The sequence below is a fragment of the Ileibacterium valens genome (assembly GCF_001945525.1).
GTDB lineage: Bacteria > Bacillota_I > Bacilli_A > Erysipelotrichales > Erysipelotrichaceae > Ileibacterium > Ileibacterium valens.
Genome location: NZ_MPJW01000086.1, coordinates 1 through 21,366, shown reverse-complemented (window position 1 = coordinate 21,366; position 21,366 = coordinate 1). Strand labels below are relative to the sequence as shown.

General features: G+C 42.6%; 17 protein-coding genes and 1 other annotated feature. Of the genes, 10 read left to right on the top strand and 7 right to left on the bottom strand.

All coding sequences use genetic code 11. From position 1 onward, the window contains the following. The 7 genes from BO222_RS03475 to BO222_RS03445 form a co-directional block, all read right to left on the bottom strand. Window positions 1-511, bottom strand: a 511-nt coding sequence (locus BO222_RS03475; RefSeq protein ID WP_198931985.1) for a transposase, incomplete at its 3' end; no start/stop codon positions are given. A gap of 167 nt (window positions 512-678) precedes the next feature. Further along, the gene (locus tag BO222_RS03470) at window positions 679-1,845 is read right to left on the bottom strand and encodes a pyridoxal phosphate-dependent aminotransferase (RefSeq protein WP_075818364.1); all 1,167 of its coding nucleotides are present in this window, start codon (window positions 1,843-1,845) and stop codon (window positions 679-681) included. Continuing rightward, entirely contained in the window at window positions 1,838-3,325 is a 1,488-nt protein-coding gene (locus BO222_RS03465; protein WP_083647654.1) for an FAD-binding oxidoreductase, read from the bottom strand. Before BO222_RS03465 ends, BO222_RS03470 begins: the two co-directional genes overlap by 8 nt. Then, complete coding sequence (locus tag BO222_RS03460; RefSeq protein ID WP_075818362.1) at window positions 3,325-4,218, bottom strand: MetQ/NlpA family ABC transporter substrate-binding protein; 894 nt, start codon at window positions 4,216-4,218, stop codon at window positions 3,325-3,327. The genes BO222_RS03465 and BO222_RS03460 overlap by 1 nt, the downstream gene beginning before the upstream one ends. A 189-nt stretch (window positions 4,219-4,407) precedes the next feature. After that, entirely contained in the window at window positions 4,408-5,079 is a 672-nt protein-coding gene (locus BO222_RS03455; protein WP_075818360.1) for a methionine ABC transporter permease, read from the bottom strand. Further along, on the bottom strand, window positions 5,072-6,124 hold the full coding sequence (locus BO222_RS03450) for a methionine ABC transporter ATP-binding protein (RefSeq protein WP_332888860.1): 1,053 nt from the start codon (window positions 6,122-6,124) through the stop codon (window positions 5,072-5,074). Before BO222_RS03450 ends, BO222_RS03455 begins: the two co-directional genes overlap by 8 nt. A gap of 104 nt (window positions 6,125-6,228) precedes the next feature. Continuing rightward, window positions 6,229-7,188, bottom strand: coding sequence for a LysR family transcriptional regulator (locus BO222_RS03445; protein ID WP_075818359.1), 960 nt, complete (start codon window positions 7,186-7,188; stop codon window positions 6,229-6,231). A gap of 289 nt (window positions 7,189-7,477) precedes the next feature. Beyond that, window positions 7,478-7,739: a binding site (T-box leader), on the top strand. Between the two features lie 206 nt (window positions 7,740-7,945). On the opposite strand from BO222_RS03445, the gene BO222_RS03440 reads away from it, so the two are divergent. The 10 genes from BO222_RS03440 (at window position 7,946) to BO222_RS03395 (ending at window position 20,928) form a co-directional block, all read left to right on the top strand. Next, a complete protein-coding gene (locus BO222_RS03440) occupies window positions 7,946-9,217 on the top strand; it encodes an argininosuccinate synthase (RefSeq protein WP_075818357.1) in 1,272 nt (423 codons plus the stop codon). A gap of 5 nt (window positions 9,218-9,222) precedes the next feature. Beyond that, a complete protein-coding gene (argH, locus tag BO222_RS03435; protein WP_075818355.1) occupies window positions 9,223-10,602 on the top strand; it encodes an argininosuccinate lyase in 1,380 nt (459 codons plus the stop codon). Between the two features lie 153 nt (window positions 10,603-10,755). After that, window positions 10,756-11,694: an N-acetyl-gamma-glutamyl-phosphate reductase gene (gene argC / locus BO222_RS03430; RefSeq protein ID WP_075818353.1), complete on the top strand. Its 939-nt coding sequence runs from the start codon at window positions 10,756-10,758 to the stop codon at window positions 11,692-11,694. A gap of 222 nt (window positions 11,695-11,916) precedes the next feature. Continuing rightward, window positions 11,917-13,125: a bifunctional glutamate N-acetyltransferase/amino-acid acetyltransferase ArgJ gene (gene argJ / locus BO222_RS03425; protein ID WP_075818351.1), complete on the top strand. Its 1,209-nt coding sequence runs from the start codon at window positions 11,917-11,919 to the stop codon at window positions 13,123-13,125. Next, entirely contained in the window at window positions 13,122-13,973 is an 852-nt protein-coding gene (gene argB / locus BO222_RS03420; protein ID WP_075818348.1) for an acetylglutamate kinase, read from the top strand. Before argJ ends, argB begins: the two co-directional genes overlap by 4 nt. 307 nt (window positions 13,974-14,280) lie before the next feature. After that, a complete protein-coding gene (locus BO222_RS03415; protein ID WP_075818346.1) occupies window positions 14,281-15,468 on the top strand; it encodes an aspartate aminotransferase family protein in 1,188 nt (395 codons plus the stop codon). Further along, on the top strand, window positions 15,465-16,385 hold the full coding sequence (argF, locus tag BO222_RS03410) for an ornithine carbamoyltransferase (RefSeq protein WP_075818344.1): 921 nt from the start codon (window positions 15,465-15,467) through the stop codon (window positions 16,383-16,385). Before BO222_RS03415 ends, argF begins: the two co-directional genes overlap by 4 nt. Window positions 16,386-16,771: 386 nt before the next feature. Beyond that, on the top strand, window positions 16,772-17,386 hold the full coding sequence (locus BO222_RS03405) for a histidine phosphatase family protein (RefSeq protein WP_075818342.1): 615 nt from the start codon (window positions 16,772-16,774) through the stop codon (window positions 17,384-17,386). 111 nt (window positions 17,387-17,497) lie between these two features. Further along, window positions 17,498-20,206, top strand: coding sequence for a DEAD/DEAH box helicase (locus BO222_RS03400; protein WP_083647652.1), 2,709 nt, complete (start codon window positions 17,498-17,500; stop codon window positions 20,204-20,206). Further along, complete coding sequence (locus BO222_RS03395) at window positions 20,203-20,928, top strand: SWIM zinc finger family protein (protein WP_075818340.1); 726 nt, start codon at window positions 20,203-20,205, stop codon at window positions 20,926-20,928. The genes BO222_RS03400 and BO222_RS03395 overlap by 4 nt, the downstream gene beginning before the upstream one ends. The last annotated feature ends 438 nt before the right edge of the window (window positions 20,929-21,366 follow it).

Here is a 21,366-nt window from a genome sequence, read left to right as displayed (position 1 = left end):
TCATATTGTTCTGAGTGGCCTTTGTCCAGACGAATGTCATCTTGTTGGCGTTGGCTTCAATTTTTGTTCCATCCAGATAAAGGACAGAAGAGTCTATCTGAGGATCATTCTGTTCGGCATAGCGGTTGAATTCCGTAAAGAGATCCTCCATGCATGGAGTAAGGCATTCCTTCTGAAAGCGGGAAATTGTACCGTAAGAAGGAGTTTCGCCATTGAAAAGGCAGAGCAGACGGATGTCGTGAGAATAAAGTTCTTCCTGCTGCCGCAAAGAGCAGTAGCCATAAAGAGTAAAAGAAATCAGAGCAGCTTTGAGCATGGCGTCTGCTGGGAAATGGCAGGCTGGCCAGGAGGCAAAAGAAGGATAAAGGGCAAGGTCGAGATAATCATCGACAAAGGAACTGACAGTAGTGAAGACAGAATCCATCTCAATATGAGGGAAGAGAGAATGGAGCAGTGGCAAACGGCCCTGAATCGAGTTATAGTGTGTTTGGTAATTTTGTTTATTAAGCATGAACATATTTTACCAAAAAAGGCACCTCATCCATTACGGATCAGGTGCCTCTTTTTATTTTTGGACTGTCAGAAATTTAACAGCCCCTCATTTATTGGATGGATTTATGCTCGGTTGGATTTCTAAATTAAATGCATCGATTCACACTGAATGTTTAAAGAAAGCATTCAGTGTGATTTCATTTTTTCAGGCAGTGCGGATAAGCGGCGTAAGGCCTCATCGAGCGTTTCCTTTTTCTTGGCAAAATGAAAACGGATATATCTGTTTTCGTCTTCGGCAAAGAAGCTGCTGCCTGGAACGGCTCCGACACCAACTTTTTTGATTAAGTCTTCACAGAATTGTTCATCATTGTCATATCCATATTCTGAAATATCGGCAAGCACATAATAAGCTCCCTGAGGAATGGAAATGTTCAGCCCGATCTTTCTTAGTCCATCACAGAAATAATCTCTTTTATCAAGATAGAGATCCTGCAGTTCCTGATAGTATTGTTCAGGAAACTGCAGACCGCTCACAGCGGCTTCCTGCAAAGGGGCAGCCGCCCCAACAGTCAGAAAATCGTGAACTTTCCGAATTTCTTCAGTAATCTTCTCTGGCGCAATGACATAACCAAGCCGCCATCCGGTAATTGAATAGGTTTTTGACAGGGAAGAGCAGGAAATTGTTCTATCGGCCATGCCATCAAGAGAAGCCATATAAATATGACGGGCTGGAGGATAGACGATATGCTCATAGACTTCATCTGTGATCACATAGGCATCATATTTTTTAGCAAGATCTGCAATTTCATTTAATTCTTTTTCTGTAAAAACCTTGCCGCATGGATTGCTTGGATTACAAAGAATCAGCGCTTTGGGATGTCTTTGAAATGCAGCCTGAAGGGCTTTGGGATCATAATTGAATTCTGGGGGAATCAGCGGTACATAGATCGGTTTTGCTCCGCAGAGAATCGAGTCAGCTCCATAGTTTTCATAGAATGGAGAAAAGACAATCACCTCATCACCGGGATCGCATACGCTCATCATAGCCGCCATCATCGCTTCGGTGCTGCCGCAGGTCACAGTGATGTTCTTTTCGGGATCGACGGGGATCTGCATTAAGTGCGACTGCTTTTTTGCTAAAGCTTCTCTGAAATTGGCCGCCCCCCAGGTAATGGCATACTGATGAACATCTTCTCGGGTGCACTCTGCCAGACGTTCAAGGATTTTTGCCGGAGGATCAAAATCCGGAAAACCCTGAGACAGATTAACGGCATCATGCTCAAGACAAAGCCTGCTCATGCGGCGGATCACTGAATCGGTAAACGGGCTGGTTCTTTTTGAAAGTTTAGGCATAGATGTTCCTTTCCTGCTCGATTACATAGGATTTTCCTTTGTTGAGAATATGTGCTGGATCAAAAGCGTTCTTGATTCCATTCATCAATGCAATCACAGAAGGATCGCTGTGAGCTAGGAAATATTTCCTTTTCTGCAGCCCGATTCCGTGTTCGCCAGAAGCCAGACCGCCGCATGCATAAGCTTCATCATAAAGAGTCTGCAGCACCAGAGCGAGCTTTTCTTCCCATTCGTCTTCATCAAGCTGGCCTCTGACGATGCACAGATGAATATTTCCATCTCCAGCATGACCAAAGCTGACCATCTGCAGCTGACTTCTCTTTTCTAGATCTTCGACAAAACGAACAAACCGGCAGATCTTATCAATCGGCACGACGATATCGATCGGTTCCTGCATGCTGGTTGCTTCAACAGCTGTGCATAACGCTCCGCGTACCTGCCAGATTCTGGCCGCCCGCTTTGGATCATCAAGCACTTCAAGACCAATCGCTCCGTTTTCTTCGGCAAGATCTTTTAACAGGTCAAGCTGCTCTCTGACTACATTTTCTGATCCATCGAATGTAAGCAGCAGATAACTGCCGGCTGTTTCAAAAGGATAGGCAAAATTGAGAAACTGTTCTCCAAGCTGCACGACTGTGCGGTTCATGAATTCGATGGCTGTTGGATTCAGAGAAGAAGAGAGAATTTCAAGCACGTTTTTTCCGGCCTGTTCAAGATCTGAAAAAGCAAGAAGCACGCTTCTGGAGAATTCAGGAGAATTCAGGATTTTCAGATCAGCCCGGGTAATGATTCCAAGTGTGCCTTCAGAACCAATCAGTGACTCTTTCAGACTCAGACCCGAAGCGTCCTTGATTGTAGAAGAGCCTAGCTCACTGATTGTTCCATCGGCAAAAACGACCTGCAGCTTTCGAACATAATCCCGTGTAACCCCATATCGGACAGCACGCATACCGCCTGCGTTTGTGGCGATATTACCGCCGATTGTGGATTTTTTTTCACCTGGATCAGGCGGATAGAAATATCCGCGCTGCGAAACATAATCCTGGACGTCTTCAAGAAGCACGCCAGGTTCAACACTGAGCGTCATCGTATCTTCATCCAGGCAAAGAATGTGATTCATTCTGGAAAGATCGATGACTAGTCCTCCATAGAGCGGAACTGTAGATCCGGTCAAATTTGTTCCGGCTCCTCTGGGGGTGACTGGAACATTATAACGGCTGGCCCATCTGAGCAGTTCACTGACTTCTTCTGCAATGATCGGAAAGGCGAGTATTTCTGCTCTGGCATTTTCAGTGAGCTGATGCTGGTGATTCTCAGACCAGCGTCTTTCTATATTTTCAGCCCCGATAATCAATCGGTCGTTTTCAGGGATGATCAGTTCAAGCTGACCAGTTTGATCATGCCAGTCCTCTTCTTTGAGAAAGGATGGATTTTCGTTATCCGAAAAAATATCCTTCAGGTTCAGATTTTCCAGTCCCATTATTCATTCCATCCTTCCGCAATAAAATAACCTCCGAAATCATTATTGAAAACGTCTTCGGTTTCAGGCTGCTGAAAAGCTTCAACGACCTCTTCATAAGCTGCTTTTTTGTCAGGATCTTTCAGATCTTCACTTCTGGCTGCAATCAGACACCAGTATTCTGGCTGATCGAGTGACTGATCTTTGTAGATGGCTTCTTCTGTCTTCAGACCATAATCAAGAGCAAAGTTGCCGGTAATGACCGCTGCATCAACATCTGGCAATGCTGAAGGCAGAGTATTGGCTTTCAGTTCCTTGATCTGAATGTTCTTATCTGAGCTTTTGATGTCCTTAACAGTCGGACTGAAATCTGCATTTTCATCAAGTTCAATTAATCCGGCTTCATCAAGCACCTTGAGCGCTCTGCCGCCGTTTGTCAGATCATCGGGAATGGCGATGACTGCATTTTCAGGCAGTTCTTCGAGGGATTTGTATTTTGAAGAATAAATGTTGAGGGGAATGATGAAAGTATAGCCGATCGGTTCGATTTCATAGCCCTGGCTTTCCTTTTCGGTATTCAGGTAGATTTCATGCTGAAAGGCATTAAGATCAATGTCACCGGAATTAAGTGCATTATTCGGGGTAGAAAAATCGGAGAACTGTACAAATTTGAGATTGATTCCGTCATCAGCAAGTTTGTCTTTGGCAGGCTGCCAGATGTCTTCATAGATGGCACCGGTTACTCCGAGCTTGATTGTAGACTGCTCGCTGCCCTCATCGCTTTTAACATCGGCAGTATTCTGTGAGCTGTCAGTTTTGGATGAACAGCCGGCAAACAGCGCTGCGCTCAGAAGGAAAAGGGCAGCAGATTTTGTTTCTTTTAAGGGTTGAGTGGTAAATTTGAAGTTATTCATTTTGGGATTCCTTTCAATTGAGAGTTTCGAATGGGCCTGTTTGTCAGGCTGAGTGATTCGATCTCTTTTCGTTCTGTCTTTCTGTTCAGTGTTCTCTTTAACTTTCTTTTTGACTTTCAATTTAACTTTGTTTCGTATCAGAATTTGTTTCAAATTTCAGCAAACAAAACCGGGCTAATGAATTTGTATCTATTCATAGGTATGGCGGCGGATGATGATCTGGCTGGCCACTTCGATGATGCAGACCAGGATCACAATCGAGATGACTACAAGCCATGTGATATCCTGCATATTTCTGTCATGACCATAACGGATGGCAAAATCGCCCAGTCCACCTGAGCCAACGGCTCCGGCCATGGCTGTCAGGCCAAGCAATGAAACGAGGGTAATGGTCACTGCTCTAGCCAGAGGAGCGATGGATTCTTTGAGATAAACTCTGAAGATGACCTGCCAATTTGAATCGCCCATGGCTCTGGCTGCTTCGATCAGTCCATAAGGAACTGAAGAGAGGGCCGATTCAACCTGTCTGGAGAAAAAAGGAATGGTTCCAAAGATTAATGGAACAATCGCTCCTTCAAGATTGATTGCTGTACCCATGATCAGGCGGGTAACAGGCATAACCCAGGTCAGCAGAATAATGAAGGGAATCGAACGAAACAGATTCACGACAAAACCAAGAATCTGATGCACAGTCCGGTTTTCACAAAGTCCTTTTGGAGCGGTGATGACCAGCGCGATCCCAAGGATCAGTCCGCCAAGAAAGGAAATGGATCCGCTCCAGACCAGCATGATGCAGGTCTGCTGAAATGCGGTTATAAATTCAGACCACAGGCCTTGAACATTTGGAAACCACTCAGACATGAGAGAGCACCTCCACTCGTATCGATGATTCTTCAAGAAATTTCAGGCTCTTTTCAAGGGCTTCAGGATCTCCTTTAAGGATCACTACGCTTCCTCCGATAGGAGATCCCTGAACGTATTCAATGTCGGCAAAAGCGATATTGACACAGCAGTCAAAACGCTTAGTCAGTTCATATAAAAGAGGCTGCGTTGTTTCTTTGTTCGTAAAGGTCAGGCGAACCAGAATCTCATCATCTGAGAGCTTTGTAAGTTCTGCGTTTTCTTCAATCAGCTCATCAATTTTCTGCAGATTCGTGGCTGTATTGAGAAACCTGCGGGTGACCTCGTGTTTCGGTGAAGAAAAAATATCGAATGTCTCTCCGCTTTCAATACAGATCCCGTTTTCCATAATCGCGGCATGCCTGCAGATTTCTTTGACGACTTCCATCTGGTGAGTAATGATCACAAGTGTAATTCCCAGTTCCTCATTGACCTTTCTGAGCAGCTTCAGAATGCCGCGGGTTGTGATCGGATCAAGAGCGCTGGTTGCTTCATCACATAAAAGAATGTCGGGATGACTGACAAGAGCTCTTGCAATAGCAGCCCGCTGTTTCTGACCTCCCGAAAGCTGATGGGGTCTGGCATCGGCCTTGTCTTCAAGCTCAACCAGCTGCAGCATGCTTTTTACACGCTCTTCTTTTTCCTGTGCACTGAGCTGAGAGCCTTTTAAAGGATAGGCGACGTTCTGAGCTATCGTTCTCGAAGGCATCAGATTAAAGCTCTGAAAGATCATGCCAATTTTTTTGCGGGCTTTCCGAAGTTCTCTGTTCTTAAGAGAAAGAATATTCTGACCGTTGATCAGGACCTTTCCCTGATCCGGTTTTTCAAGCTGATTGATGCAGCGGACAAGAGTAGATTTTCCGGCTCCGGAAAAACCGATGATTCCAAAGATATCTCTGTCTTCAATTTGAAGCGACACATTCTGAAGTGCACGGACATCGCCGGATTTTGTAGAGAATGTTTTGGAAATGTTCTGAAGTTCAATCATTAAAAAATCTCCTATCATACTTTCCTGCGTACCCATTTTTCGGGCCTTGCCTGGAAAATATGATAGGAGATTTCAAGGTTTGAATCTAATGGTTATAATTGATCGTTACCGATAACTTATATTTATGGGTTCTTCTGATTTTGAAGGATCTTGGAATCAGGCCGTTTTTGCTGATAAGGCTGCAGAATCGCTTTCAGTTTGGAAATATACATCTCGGCAAGTTCGGATAAGGCAAGACTCTTTCGATGAATGTAGCCGATCTGCATCTTCTCCTGATTTTCATCATGAATCGGAACCGCTCTGTAACCTTCGCCGTTTAGTTCTTCATAAATGATTCCTGAGCAGATGGTATAGCCATCAAGTCCATTCATCAGATTCAGCATGGTTGCACGATCATTCACAGTGATTTTTCGCGAAACCTTCTGTCTTGGATAAAGTTCCTCAGTCAGATAGAATGAGGCGTCCTCTCCCTGTTCAAAGGTCAGGCAGATGTAGGGTTCAAGCATATCGAAGGTTACGCCTGAAAAGGATGCGAGTGGATGATGATCCGTAATATAGACATAGGCTTCGCACTCAATCAGAGGATTGAACGCAAGATTGTTTTCGGAAAGAATTTTACGGATCACATTTTTATTGAAATTGGAAATGTAGAGGATTCCGATTTCAGAACGCATACTGCTGACTTCATCGATGACTTCCCGGGTCCGGCATTCTTTAATCGCAAAATCATAACACCCGGTACCCGTCTGCTCTACGAGCGAGACAAAGGCCTGAATGGCAAAAGAGTAATGCTGCGTTACGACAGAAAAGGACTGCTTTCTTCGACTGGCGTCGGTATATTCAAGCATGAGCGCTTCGTACTGACGATACAGTTCTTTGGCTTCATACAGAAATTTTTCTCCCTCAGCGGACAGGACAATTCCGCGTCCGCTTCTCAAAAAGAGCTGGACATTGAGTTCGTTTTCAAGTTCACGGATCGATTTGGTCAGTGCGGGCTGGGTAATATAGAGCTCCTGAGCGGCTCTTGAATAAGAGCCAAACCGGGCGATCGTCAGAAAGTGATGGATCTGATTAAGTGTCATAATTCAAGTCTAGCAAAAAGAAGGACAGTTCAAACCGCAAAATCCGCTTTCTTAGCAATAACCAGAAGAGTTTGAACTTGAAAAGAAAAAAGGATAAAAGATTCTGCCGGCCGGAATCGATTCAGCTTTATGAAAGGGCGTCTGCTTTACGAATATGTAAGAGGGGAGCCGATAAATAACATCAGAAATCCAAAAAAATAATTTCTTTCAACAATTTACAGAAAAATGAAAATATTTCATGACTTGCACTTGCAATACGATTAGAACAGTGCTTATAATCAACGCATATTCAAAAGCAAAGACAGAAAGTAGTAACTGATCCGCAATTTTCAGAGAGCTTCTGGTGGGTGAAAAGAAGCAAGGAAGATCAGTGAACGTGTTCTCGAGTGCATTCGCAAAGCTTTGCGAGCGAATGACGGATATCCCCGTTACAGGATTCGAGTGTTTCTGAACAGGAAACTGAAAGTGAAGGCAAAATTCCTTTTGGTTGACTCACTTTGAGTTTCATTTTCAGAAGAATAAAGGTGGTACCGCGCATAGTCGTCCTTTTCCAGTTGATGGAGAAGGACTTTTTGTTTTTGCGAGGATTGAAGAGGTGAAATGTCATGAAAGTCCGACGAAGAACTGCCTCTGCTTATGAAAGCAGATCAGATATTTTTGTTTATTTACTTCGTGTTTTTTGAAGCGGTCTGGCAGATTCAGATCAGAAAAAAAGAAAAAGAAAGGCATTAAGCCTCTAGAAAAGGAAATTATCATCATGTCGAGCAATCTTAATAATAAAAATAAATCGTACAAAAAAATCGTTCTTGCATACTCCGGTGGTTTGGATACTTCCGTACTGATTCCATGGCTTAAAGAAAACTATGGTGCTGAAATTATCGCAGTCAGCGGCAATGTGGGTCAGGCTTCTGAACTGGAAGGCCTTGAAGAAAAGGCATTGGCTACTGGAGCAAGCAAACTTTACATTGAAGATCTGACAAAAGAATTTGTTGAAGACTATATCTTTCCATCCCTGAAAGCCGGAGCAGCCTATGAAGACTATCTGCTTGGTACCAGTTTTGCGAGACCTTTAATCGCAAAAAGAATTGTAGAAATCGCAAAAGCCGAAGGCGCTGATGCCATCTGTCATGGCTGCACCGGAAAGGGAAATGACCAGGTTCGGTTTGAGCTGGCCATTAAGGCATTTGCTCCGGATATGGATGTCATCGCTCCATGGCGGTTCTGGGAACTCAACTCCAGAGAAAAAGAAATCGCTTATGCTGAAGCTCATAACATTCCATTAAAGATTAATAAGGAAACCAACTACTCCAAGGATAAAAACCTCTGGCATCTTTCTCATGAAGGACTTGACCTGGAAGATCCAGCCAATGAAGCCCCATTAAATAAACCTGGATTCCTTGAACTGGGCGTTTCACCAGAACAGGCTCCAGATACTCCTGAATATGTCACTATTCATTTTGAAAAAGGGGTTCCAACAATGGTCAACGATCAGCAGCTTGAACCAGTTGAAATCGTAGCTGTGTTAAATGAAATTGGCGGTAAAAACGGTATCGGTATTCTCGACATCGTAGAAAACAGACTGGTTGGAATGAAATCCAGAGGGGTTTATGAAACCCCGGGCGGAACCATCCTTTATGCCGCTCATAAGAAATTAGAAGAAATTACTTTAGATAAGGAAACCAGCCATTATAAGGATCAGGTTGCTCATAAATTTGGAGAACTGGTTTATAACGGCTTATGGTATACGCCATTAAGAAAAGCTCTTTCTGCATTTGTTGATTCAACTCAGGAAACAGTAACCGGGGATGTCACTCTGAAGCTATATAAAGGAAACATCATTCCAGCCAGTGTAACTTCTCCATATTCTCTATATTCCAATGCAATGGCTACCTTTGATGAAGACGATGCTTATGATCAGGCGGATTCAGCAGGATTCATCAATCTGTTTGGTCTGCCATTAAAGGTCAGAGCTTTAAATAATATGGCACTTGAACAGAATGAGGGACAAAGCTTCCCTGACGTGGAGTAATCCATATGGCTAAGCTCTGGGCTGGCCGGTTCTCAAAGAATACTGACGAAACGGTCAATGCATTCAATGCCTCCATTTTGTTCGACCAGCGGTTGTATCCGCAGGATATTGAAGGCTCATTAGCACATTCTGAGATGCTGGCCAGACAGGGCATCATCTCTTTGGAAGATAAAGAAGCCATTCATCAGGGGCTAAAAGAAATTAAAGAAGCTCTTGATCAAAAACAGATTGTTCTAGATCAGCGATATGAAGACATCCATATGGCAATTGAGCAGATTCTTACTGAAAAGATCGGGGATGCCGGTAAAAGATTGCATACCGGCAGAAGCCGGAATGATCAGGTTGCTTTAGATGTCAGACTCTATGTCCGCAAGGAACTTCTTGAAGTTTCTGAACTGTTAAAGGAACTGCTCAGAACACTGGTACAGATTGCTAAGGAAAATACGCATACGATTCTTCCTGGATATACTCACCTTCAAAGGGCGCAGCCAATCAGCTTCGGACACGAAATGATGGCTTATGCCAATATGATCAGGCGGGATGTAAAAAGAATCCATAACACATTAGAAGTAATGGACGAATGTCCTTTAGGATCCGGGGCCCTGGCAGGAACCACTTATCCACTCGACAGAGAACTGAGCGCTTCCCTGCTTGGCTTTTCAAAGGCTTGTGATAACTCATTGGATGGCGTATCGGATCGTGATTATTGTCTTGAAGCGATGAGCGATCTGTCCATTCTGATGATGCATCTTTCAAGATTATCCGAAGAAGTGATTGCCTGGTGTTCCTGGGAATTCAAGTTCATTGAACTCGATGATGCTTTTGCTACAGGATCATCCATTATGCCTCAGAAGAAAAACCCGGACATCTGCGAACTCATTCGCGGAAAAACCGGCAGGGTATATGGGGATTTAATGCAATTGTTAACGACGATGAAGGGAATTCCTCTTGCCTATAACAAAGACATGCAGGAAGACAAGGAATCGGTTTTTGATGCCTTTGATACCGTCAAAATCTGCCTTCAGGTTTTAATTCCAATGCTCGAAACGATGCAGGTTCTTGATGAGAATATGAAGAATGCGGCAATGAAAGGATTCATCAACGCTACGGATATGGCGGATTACCTGACAAGAAAAGGAATGCCGTTCAGGGATGCCTACAAGATTACCGGACAGTTAGTCGCAAAGGCTCTTGAAAAGAAACAGGGTCTTAACGAACTCTCACTCGATGAACTGAAGGAGTATTCCGATCTCTTTGAAGACGATGTCTATGATGCCATTGATCTGTTGACCTGTCTGAATGCCAGACTGACTAAAGGCGGACCTTCTCCAGCAGAAGTCAGTCGCCAGATCAAAGTCATGGAAGAATTTATAGACAGCCTTTAATAATGAGTATTATTCAAATTGAAAACAGTAGAGACATTCTCGAAGGAATGTGAATGTTTCAAAAGTAATTACCAGTCCATGCTCAAATTGAATGTGGACTGCATTTGATATAAGAAAAAAGATTATATTTTCGAATCAGGAAAGGAAATACAGATGCTTGAATCCAGACCTAAAGTTTATGTTGATGGACAGGCAGGAACGACAGGCCTGCAGATTATCAGCCGCTTAAAAGATCGCGATGATATCGAGCTGCTTTTGTTGGATGACAAACTCCGGCATGATGACAAAGCTCGAAAAGAAATGATGAAGAAAGCCGATCTGATCTTCTTATGTCTGCCGGATCAGGCAGCCATCGATGCCGTTAAATTGTGTGATCCATCGACAAAGATTATTGATGCTTCTACAGCGCATCGCACCAATCCGGATTGGGCGTATGGATTTCCTGAGCTCTCAGAAAATCACAAAAAGAAAATCATCAATTCCAGATTGGTGGCGAATCCCGGCTGTCATGCCTCCGGATTTATCGCTATGGTTTATCCGCTGATAGCCTCCGGCCTACTTGATCCATCAACAACTATTACAAGCTGGTCCTTAACCGGATATACCGGCGGGGGGAAGAAGATGATTCATGAATTTGAAGAAGAAAAAAAGCTCTGCAACGAGGCTCCAGCCTGGTATGGATTGAATTTAATGCATAAGCATATTCCAGAGATGATGAATGAATGTTCCCTGAAAACCAGGCCTTTGTTTGTTCCGATTGTGGATGATTATCCCTGTGGAATGCTGACAGGAATCGCATTTAATAAGGAAGCATTTAGTAAGGAAGTAAGCCCGGAATTGCTCAGAAAGTTTTTTTCTGATTTTTATCGGGATGCCTTAACGATCAAAGCTGCTGATGAACCTGATTCCGGACGGCTTGAAGCCAATCGCCTGGCTCATACGGATTTAATGGAGATCCATGTCAATGGCAATGAGGATCAGATTTTAATCAGTGCTTTATTCGATAATTTAGGCAAAGGAGCTTCTGGAGCTGCGGTTGAGAATATGAATCTGATGCTTGGCCTGAAGCCAGAAGCAGGACTCAATCTTTAGTTTTGGATTGTTTATGTGAAATTTCGTTTCATAAAGCTTGGAATACGACTAATTTTACAAAATAGTTTGGGATTTAAATCGGATCATTCATTGAACCTGTAAACTAAAAAACTGAAAGTCCGGGAAAAACAGAAATTTCATGAGCCAAAAGTCAAGACTTTTTTGAATATTCTGTTTTCTTCTCTGAAATATAAATAATGACCCGGCCTGAAAGGAATGGATATGAGTAAAGAAAACAAAGGAGTCTGTTTTGCGAAGGGATTTACTGCAGGGGCTGCTCATGCAGGAATCAAAGAGGGAAGTACAAAAGATGATTTAGCGATCATTTACAGTTCTACTCCATGCAATGCAGCAGCTGTTTATACTACGAATGTTGTCAAGGCTGCGCCACTGAAGGTGACAAAAGAGCACCTGAGTAATGGCAGAGCGCAGGCTATTATCATAAATTCCGGCAATGCCAATGCCGCGGCCATGAATGGCGAACTGCATGCCATTGAAACAGCCCAGAAGGTGGCTGAAGTTCTCGGCTTGAAACCGGAAGATGTACTGGTTGCTTCAACTGGTGTGATTGGCCAGGAGCTGAATGTTGATGCCATTTTGAAGACATTGCCAAAAATCGAGCTTTCAAACGAGAATTCAGAAGCTGCCAATCTGGCCATCATGACTACAGACACAAAGACAAAAACCTGTGGAATGTCTTTTGAATTAAATGGAAAAGAATGTCACATCGGAGGAATCTGCAAGGGCAGTGGAATGATTCATCCCAACATGGGAACGATGCTTGCCTTCATTACAACTGATGCGGCGATCTCCAGTGAGATGCTGCAAAAAGCCTTAAAGGCAAATGTCAGAACCACTTTTAACCGAATCTCAGTCGATGGAGATACATCCACCAATGATATGGTGATCGTTTTAGCCAATGGACAGGCAGAAAATGAAGAAATCATTTCTGAAGGTAAGGAATACAAACAGTTCTTCTTTGCTTTGCATCAGGTGATGGAATGTCTGGCGATTCAGATTGCAGCCGATGGAGAAGGAGCAAGCCGTTTAATTACCTGCACAGTAAGCGGTGCGAAAACAGAAGATCAGGCTGAAACACTGGCTCGCTCCGTTGTCAGCAGTTCGTTAACCAAAGCCGCTATGTTTGGACGCGATGCCAACTGGGGACGAGTGATCTGCGCGATGGGATATTCTGGTGCAGACTTTGATCCTGACCATGTCGATATTGCTTTTGGAAGCGCCAAAGGTGAAATTGTTCTGTGTAAGGATGGAAGAGAAACGAAAGCCGATGATGATGTCGCCTATGAAATCCTTGGCGAAGATGCCATCGATATTCTGATTACGCTGCATGAAGGCAATGAGCGCGCAACCTGCTGGGGATGCGATCTGACCTATGACTATGTCACCATCAATAAGGACTACAGAACATGAGACCAGAAGAGCGTGCGGCGATCCTGATTGAAGGTCTTCCATATATTAAGGAATATGCTGGAAAAACTGTTGTTGTCAAATACGGCGGCAACGCAATGATCGATGAAAAACTCAAACAGGCAGTCATTGAAGATGTTCTTCTACTTCATCTGGTAGGCATTCATGTCATTTTAGTCCATGGAGGTGGTCCGGATATTTCAAGAATGCTCAAGGAGACAGGCCGGCCAACCCATTTTGTAAAGGGACTGCGTTACACCGATGAAAATGTCATGGAGATAGTTCAGATGACTCTGTGCGGCAAGATCAATAAGGATCTGGCGGCGATGCTTGATGGCAAGGGAATCGGTTTGTCCGGTCTGGATGGAAATCTGTTTATGGCAGTTCCTCATACCGATCAGGAAGGAACCGATTATGGACAGGTAGGAGATATTGTTCATGTCAATCCGGAAATTGTCTTCCGTCTGATTGAAGATGGCTATATCCCAGTCATCAGTTCAGTTGCCAGAGGCGCAGAAGATGACCGCTCCTATAATATCAATGCCGATTTAGCCGCCAGCAAAATCGCTGCGGCTTTAAAAGCCAAGAAGATGATTCTGCTAACGGATGTAAAAGGCTTAATGCGTGATCCAGCCGATGAATCTACATTAATCGAATCACTGAAAGTCTCCCAGGTGCCTGCATTAATTAATGAAGGTGTGATTTCCGGAGGAATGATTCCAAAAGTCGAATGCTGCGTCGAAGCTGTCAGACAGGGAGTTCAATCCGTCAGTATCCAGGATGGACGAATTCCACACTCGATTTTAATGGAACTGCTCAGTGATGCCGGAATTGGAACGATGTTCTCCTGAGATAAACAAATCAATCACACTTGTATTTCTGCTCAATCTTTGACCAAGAGTAGAGCAGTTAGTGATTGAAATATTGTTTTAAACATTTTCGATAGCCAGCCGGCTTCAGAACTAAACTGAGACCGGCTTTTGATATTTTAGAAATTCTAAGTAACCGATTGCAGACTTAAAATCACTCGCTTAAAAAGCAGCAGAAAAACCATAAGAAGCAATAATCCTGATTGATCAGGATAATTTAGAAGTTTATCTTCTGAAATTCCAGATAAATGAATCAGGATTTCTGAATTCAGAAAAGGATAAATAAATCATGGAACTGAATGAAATTATTTCCAGAGAACACGAAGTTGTCATGCCAACCTACAGCCGTTTTAATCTGGCTTTGGATCATGGTGAAGGTGCTCTTCTGTACGATGTGAATGGCAAAGAATATATAGATCTGACCAGTGGGATTGGAGTCAATTCCTTAGGTCATAATCATCCAATACTGACAAAGAATCTTGAAAACCAGATTCATAAGGTTCTTTCTACCAGTAACCTGTATTACACCCTGCCCATGATCGAAGCCGCTGAAAAAGTGGTCGCAAATTCTGGTGGAATGCAGAAAATGTTCTTTGCGAATTCTGGAGCTGAAGCCAATGAAGGGGCGATTAAAGTGGCCAGAAAATATGCAGCAGATAAATATGGAAAAGATCGTTATCAGATCATTACCCTGACTAACTCTTTCCATGGCCGAACAATTGCCACTTTGGAAGCAACCGGTCAGGATCATTTCCATCAGAACTTTTTTCCATTTACCAATGGATTTGTTTATACTCCGGCTAACGACATTGACGCTTTAAAAGAAGCCGTTAATGATCAGACTGCGGCCATCATGGTTGAATTGATCCAGGGAGAAAGCGGAGTACGCCCCCTGGAAGCCGAATTCGTCAAAGCGATCGAAGAACTTTGTAATGAAAAGGATATTTTATTTATCGTTGACGAAGTTCAGACAGGGATTGGAAGAACAGGAAATCTCTTCTGCTATCAGAACTATGATATTCTGCCAGATATTGTAACCATGGCTAAAGGACTGGGTGCCGGGGTTCCAATTGGTGGTTTTCTGACGGGAGAAAAGACGAGTGGGGTTTTAAAACCCGGTGATCATGGAACCACTTTTGGTGGAAATCCATTAGCTGCGACAGCTGCGAATACAGTAATGGATATTGTTGCAGATCCTGAATTTTTAGCTGAGGTAAACCGCAAGGGAAAACTATTCAGAGAGTTATTAAATGAAATTGATTCCGAAAATGTTCTTGATGTCAGAGGCCAGGGATTAATGATCGGAATTCAGGTTCCTGCCGAAAAGATCGCTGATCTGATTCAGAAGTGCATGGATCAGGGAGTTCTCGTTCTTAAGGCAGGAAAAGATACAATCAGACTGCTGCCGCCGCTGGTGATCAGTGAAGATCAGATCAGACAGGCAGCCTCAATCATTAAGGGAGTAATTGAAGAATGAAGCATTTATTAAAACTGCTCGATTTAAGCCAGGATGAAATCATCGGGCTTTTAGATCTTGCTGACCAGCTTAAATATGAAAAAAAACATGGAATCGCCCATCCTCATCTGCAGGGAAAATCAGTCGGACTGATTTTCCAAAAATCTTCAACAAGAACCCGTGTTTCCTTTGAAACCGGTATTTATCAGCTTGGCGGACAGCCAATGTTCCTTTCAAGCCGTGATTTGCAGATTGGACGCGGAGAACCCGTTCAGGATACTGCCCGTGTTCTTTCCAGATATTTGGATGGAATCATGATCCGGACCTTCGATCAAAAAGAAGTGGATGATCTTGCCGAATATGGAAGTATTCCTGTGATCAATGGATTAACCGATCAGTATCATCCATGCCAGGTTTTAGCTGACCTGATGACGATCCGGGAAAGATATGGCGTACTTGAAGGACTCAAACTCTGCTACATTGGGGATGGCGATAATATGGCCAATTCCTTAATCGTCGGTGGTTTAAAAACAGGAATGAAAGTTTCAGTAGCTACTCCAGAAGGATATGAACCTCTTGAAGAAGTGATGGAATTTGCAAAGGAAAATCCAGATTTCACTTTCTGCAATGATCCTGCTAAAGCTCTTAAAGACGCAGACGTCGTCATTACGGATACCTGGGCTTCCATGGGTATGGAAGATGAAAAGGAAAAGAGAATCCGAGACTTTGCCGGATATACTCTTGATGACGAACTTTTAAGCAACGCCAAAGATTCTGCCATGGTTCTTCATTGCCTTCCTGCTTATCGCGGTCAGGAAATTACGGAAAAAGTATTCGAAGATCATGCGGATGAAATTTTTGAAGAAGCTGAAAACCGTCTGCATGCTCAAAAAGCCGTTATGGTTGAACTCATGAAGGATAAAGCTGAAACACTTTAGTAAACTAAACACAATCAATTGATTGAGCAAAATAACTGAAAAATGACTCCAGTTCTTCATGAACTATAAAGTTTAATTCATGAATGATTTGACAGGCTGTCTTAAACCAATCATAAAAATCCCTTAATCGAGAAAGAAAAGTATTTCTATAATCGATTGAGGGATTTTTTTATGAAAAAGTTTTGCTGAAAAAAGAATCTGTATTTTTCAGAAGTTAATGAGACAATAGAAGAGTCTTTGAATCATGAAAATATTTTGAAATCAGTTCATCCTGAACTGATTCTCTTGGTTTTTAGATTTATCATCATTCCTGCCAAAATCGAAACAGACGTGTTAAATATATGGCTAATCTGAGATCGCCAAAATGAAAGCGAGGAAGAATAATTTTGAAAACGATTTATTATGTCCGGCATGGACAGACAGAACTGAATGCTGCAAAAAGAGTTCAGGGAAGGATCAATTCCGATCTGACTGCTTTAGGACAGATGCAGGCTTATATTACCGGCCAGTATTTTTCTGATCAGCAAATTCATTTTGACGCGGTTTACAGATCGCCTTTAGAAAGATGCAAAGATACAGCAATGCTGATCTGTCCTTATAAACAGGCTGTCGCGATGGATGGCTTTATCGAAACCGGTTATGGAAAACTCGAAGGTTCTTCCGTTGATGAATTTCAGAAAGTTAAAGGAAAGTATTCCAACAGCGCTTTTGTCAAAAAATTCGGAGGAGAAGATCTGGAAGATGTAGCAATCAGGGGCAGAGAAGCATTTAGGAAAGTTCTTGAAGAGACAGCCGATGATGCCACAATTCTGATTATTGGACATGGTTCAGCTGGATTTCATTTAGCACAAAGTTTTGACAGAAATCGGGCCAGGGCGATGAGAAAATTCGGGAACTGTCTGATTTATACCTATCATGCAGAAAATACATTGGATTCTGTGGTTCTTGAAAGTATTGAGCTTGGACCTGCGGCACTTCTTGATCCAGAACGATTTCAATAGCTAGATGGCTGGAACGAAAAGACTGCTCCTTTTATAAAAATAAAAACATAAATATAAAGAATCTCGATTAATCATCGATTCGTAATAAACGATGTAGAAAGGAAAAACAGATTGGAAACGAAAAACAGCGTTCCTGCTGCAAAGACGAATCTAAAAGAGCATCATCAAAGTCCTCCTGAAAAAGAAGAGGATTTATTGTCTCAGAAATTGACTGCGTTTTTTTCACCTGAAGGCTTTAAACTCGATCTGAATAATAACGACCTGACGATAGAGGATCAGGAAAAATTCGAAGAGATTTTGCAGGAGCCCTATGACTATCTGTATGAGAAATCTTTTTTGAATGAATCTTTTACTGATCCGGTTTTACGATTTCTCAAGAAGCTGGTTGATCGCTATATCGAAAGGCTGCTGCAAAAGCCAGAGCTTGAAGAAACCAGAGAAAATACTGAAGTGTCTTTTGATGAAGATGAGCTGAATGCAATGATTCAGGATGTTCCATTTGTCCTCAATGCAGAAATGGTTGATTCTGACTGGCTGAAGGCTTTCTTTGAGAAGATTCATGATTCTTTTAAAAAGGATGCTGCAGCAGAAACTGGTAGTATGAAATCCTATTTCGTAAAGAAGAATCCCGAGCTTCATACTCCGGATAAACTCTGTTTTCAGTTAGTTGAAAATAGGAATGATCCTCAATATCCATTTGCATTCATGGTGACATATACAAGAAAAATGCAAAGTGGAAAAGTCAGGCATGTTCCATTATCTCAATGTCTGATCGACTTTAAGGAGCAGCCGGATAAATTGCTTTCTCTTCTTTCTGGATTAAATAAAGCTTCCGAGATCTGTCCAATGATTGAAGAGTTTACAGTCTCAGGAGAACTGATGCATCCAATTCGTCTGAATGCAAAAGAGGCTTCTGTGTTTCTTTCGAGTGCTGACGATTTAATGAAAGCAGGAATGGTATGCAGAGTTCCAAACTGGTGGAAGAAAAAGTATTCTTCCGTTTCCCTGAGTGTTTCTATGGGAAGCAAAAAACAATCCTTGTTTGGTGTTGAAACATTGGTTTCGCTCAAACCATCCCTGATGGTCAATGGAAAACCTCTGACCAAAGCTGAGATAAAAAAACTGCTCGAAGCGGACGAAGGACTGATGCTGATCAAGGATGGCTGGGTTGAGGTCAATCATGAAAAGCTCAAGGAATTGCTGGCTGCGATGGATGAAGTATCCGACGAGATGACTCTGGCTGATCTGCTTCGAAAAGAAGCTGGTCTGCAGGAAGAAAAGGTCAAATCATCAAAGGCCGAGATTGGAAACGGGGCCTGGTTAGCCGGATTGTTCGCAAAAATGAAATCCCCAAAACAGGCGGCTGCTTCTGCTATTCCTAAAAGTGTTCATGCCAAACTTCGCCCATATCAGAAGAGCGGCGTGAACTGGCTGAATATGCTGGGTTCCTATGGCTTTGGAGCTTTGCTGGCAGACGATATGGGATTAGGTAAAACCTTGCAGGTATTAACATATCTCGAAGGTCTGCGCAGAAAAAATCCGGAAGCAAAGATTCTTCTGGTTGTTCCAGCTTCACTGTTAGGAAACTGGCAGGCTGAAGCCAGAAAATTTGTTCCTGAAATGCCTTTGTCAATTCTTCATGGAATGAGTGCAGAAAAACTTGAAAAGAAAATACAGGAAGAATCCTCTTTCCTTAATATCACGACCTATGGGATAGCCAGCCGAATGGAGTCCCTGAAAAATCAAACTTGGGATCTTCTGATTCTCGATGAAGCACAGGCAATTAAGAATCCTAAGACCAAGCAGACCAGAATGATCAAACTGATTCCTGCCCATCAGAAAATTGCCCTGACCGGTACACCAGTTGAAAACGATCTGTCCAACCTATGGTCCATCTTTGATTTTTTAAATTCCGGACTGCTTGGTAATCAGTCTCAGTTTTCTCAATACGCCAAAAAACTGCAGGAAAAGCCTGAAGGATATGGAAAACTCAGAAATATGATCGCTCCGTTTATCCTTCGAAGATTAAAAACTGACCAGTCGATCGTACCTGATCTGCCCAGTAAAATTGAGCAGACAGATTACATCGAACTTTCCGCCAAACAAAAAGCCATGTATCGCAAGCGGGTGGAAGAACTTGAAGCTGCTCTTGAAGAGGAAGATGTGGATGATAAAGGAATTAAGAAAAAAGGTCTAGTTTTAGCTGCTTTAACGGCACTCAAGCAAATCTGCAATCATCCAGATCAGTACTCCGGAGCTGAAGTCTTTAAGCCACAGGATTCAGGAAAGTATGAATTTCTTAAAGAGATTCTTGAACCGATTGCTGAAAAAAGAGAATGTGTTCTTGTCTTCAGCCAGTACGCCTCAATGACAGAAGAGCTGGACGATTATCTGGCAGAGATTTTTGGAAGAAAAGGTCTGGTTATTAATGGGTCAACTCCGGTTAAAACCAGAACAGAATATGCGACTCGTTTCAATGAACAGAAAACCTATATCCCCTATATGGTTCTTTCATTAAAAGCAGCAGGTACCGGTTTAAATCTGGTTGCAGCCAATCATGTCATTCATTTTGACCGCTGGTGGAATCCAGCTGTAGAAAATCAGGCAACGGACCGGGCGTTCCGGATTGGTCAAAAGAAAAATGTTATGGTTCATAAGTTTGTCTGCAAAGGAACAATCGAAGAAAAAATCGATCAGCTCATTTTTGAAAAACAGCTGCTGGCTGATTCTCTGATCAATACTTCAGAAGAAGGAGCAGAGAAGATGTTAAGCAATATGAGCAATGATGAACTGATTCAACTGATGAGGCTGGATGTATGAGTTTCGAACATTATAAAAGCACAAGCATAAGCGAACTTCAAAGATTAGCCAGAGATTCTGCCAACACTGCCAGGAAAAAAGGGAAAAAATATGAGCCTGTAATTTCTCATACAAGATCTGGTTCTATCTGTACATCCTGGTGGGGAAAATCCTGGTGTGAGAATCTGGAGCAGTACGCAGATTATGGAAACAGACTGGAACGCGGCAGAAGATATGTAAGAAACGGAACCTTACTTGATTTGAATATCAAAAAGGGATCGGTTAACGCATTAGTACAGGGAAGTCGGAGAAAACCATACTCTGTTCATGTTCGAATCGATCCATTGCCTGAAAAGCAAATGGAAGAATTGATGAATACCTGCACAAAAAGAGTCAGCTCTCTTGAAGCCTTAGCTCATGGAGAATTTCCTGAGGAATTAAAGGGAGTCTTCAGAGGCAAAGGTGGTTTATTTCCTACTCCAAATGAAATCCGATTTGACTGCAGCTGTCCTGATTGGGCATATATGTGCAAACATGTAGCTTGTGTAATGTATGGAATTGGAGTTAAGCTGGATGAAAACCCATTCTATTTCTTTGAACTTCGAGGAATTGATACGGAGAAACTGCTCAAAAAGACTGTAGAGAATAAAGTTGCCGCTCTGTTAGAAAATGCCAGTCAATCTTCAGAGCGAATCCTCGATGACAATCAGATCAATGAACTATTCTCACTCGATCTGGATTGATTCAATCATATTCAGACTACAGGAAGCAGAATGTGATCGAAAAAGAGAAACACCAAAATCATTTTTTGGTCAACTAATTTAAAAAACCTTGCGAGTCTATTTCAAATACTCGCAAGGCTTTTCTCTTATCTGATGGATGTTCTTAAACGCTTGGAGCTATCTTTCACTAATTGTATCCGTTTGTATTAAGTGAAATTATCCTGGGATTGGTTTGCTTTCCATAGCTTTGCTTCTTCAAGAAATGCCGTAATTAACCTTTGCTTCCGCTACTAAATATCTACAACTATCTAATATTCCTCTCAATAGTTACAGATATCTTTCCTGTCCGGCTTGAACCTGTTATCACGGGTCTGCTCCAGACAGATTCCTGTTTCTTCTCTTTTCTGAGGTTTCCCGCCCACTTTTTTCCAGTGTTTGCATGGCAGTCCACAGGCATTC

Bases quoted from the DNA above. Each gene is read 5' to 3' on its own strand.
- BO222_RS03470 (WP_075818364.1), bottom strand. From the start codon at position 1,845: ATGCCTAAACTTTCAAAAAGAACCAGCCCGTTTACCGATTCAGTGATC.
- BO222_RS03465 (WP_083647654.1), bottom strand. From the start codon at position 3,325: ATGGGACTGGAAAATCTGAACCTGAAGGATATTTTTTCGGATAACGAA.
- BO222_RS03460 (WP_075818362.1), bottom strand. From the start codon at position 4,218: ATGAATAACTTCAAATTTACCACTCAACCCTTAAAAGAAACAAAATCT.
- BO222_RS03455 (WP_075818360.1), bottom strand. From the start codon at position 5,079: ATGTCTGAGTGGTTTCCAAATGTTCAAGGCCTGTGGTCTGAATTTATA.
- BO222_RS03450 (WP_332888860.1), bottom strand. From the start codon at position 6,124: ATGATAGGAGATTTTTTAATGATTGAACTTCAGAACATTTCCAAAACA.
- BO222_RS03445 (WP_075818359.1), bottom strand. From the start codon at position 7,188: ATGACACTTAATCAGATCCATCACTTTCTGACGATCGCCCGGTTTGGC.
- BO222_RS03440 (WP_075818357.1), top strand. From the start codon at position 7,946: ATGTCGAGCAATCTTAATAATAAAAATAAATCGTACAAAAAAATCGTT.
- argH (WP_075818355.1), top strand. From the start codon at position 9,223: ATGGCTAAGCTCTGGGCTGGCCGGTTCTCAAAGAATACTGACGAAACG.
- argC (WP_075818353.1), top strand. From the start codon at position 10,756: ATGCTTGAATCCAGACCTAAAGTTTATGTTGATGGACAGGCAGGAACG.
- argJ (WP_075818351.1), top strand. From the start codon at position 11,917: ATGAGTAAAGAAAACAAAGGAGTCTGTTTTGCGAAGGGATTTACTGCA.
- argB (WP_075818348.1), top strand. From the start codon at position 13,122: ATGAGACCAGAAGAGCGTGCGGCGATCCTGATTGAAGGTCTTCCATAT.
- BO222_RS03415 (WP_075818346.1), top strand. From the start codon at position 14,281: ATGGAACTGAATGAAATTATTTCCAGAGAACACGAAGTTGTCATGCCA.
- argF (WP_075818344.1), top strand. From the start codon at position 15,465: ATGAAGCATTTATTAAAACTGCTCGATTTAAGCCAGGATGAAATCATC.
- BO222_RS03395 (WP_075818340.1), top strand. From the start codon at position 20,203: ATGAGTTTCGAACATTATAAAAGCACAAGCATAAGCGAACTTCAAAGA.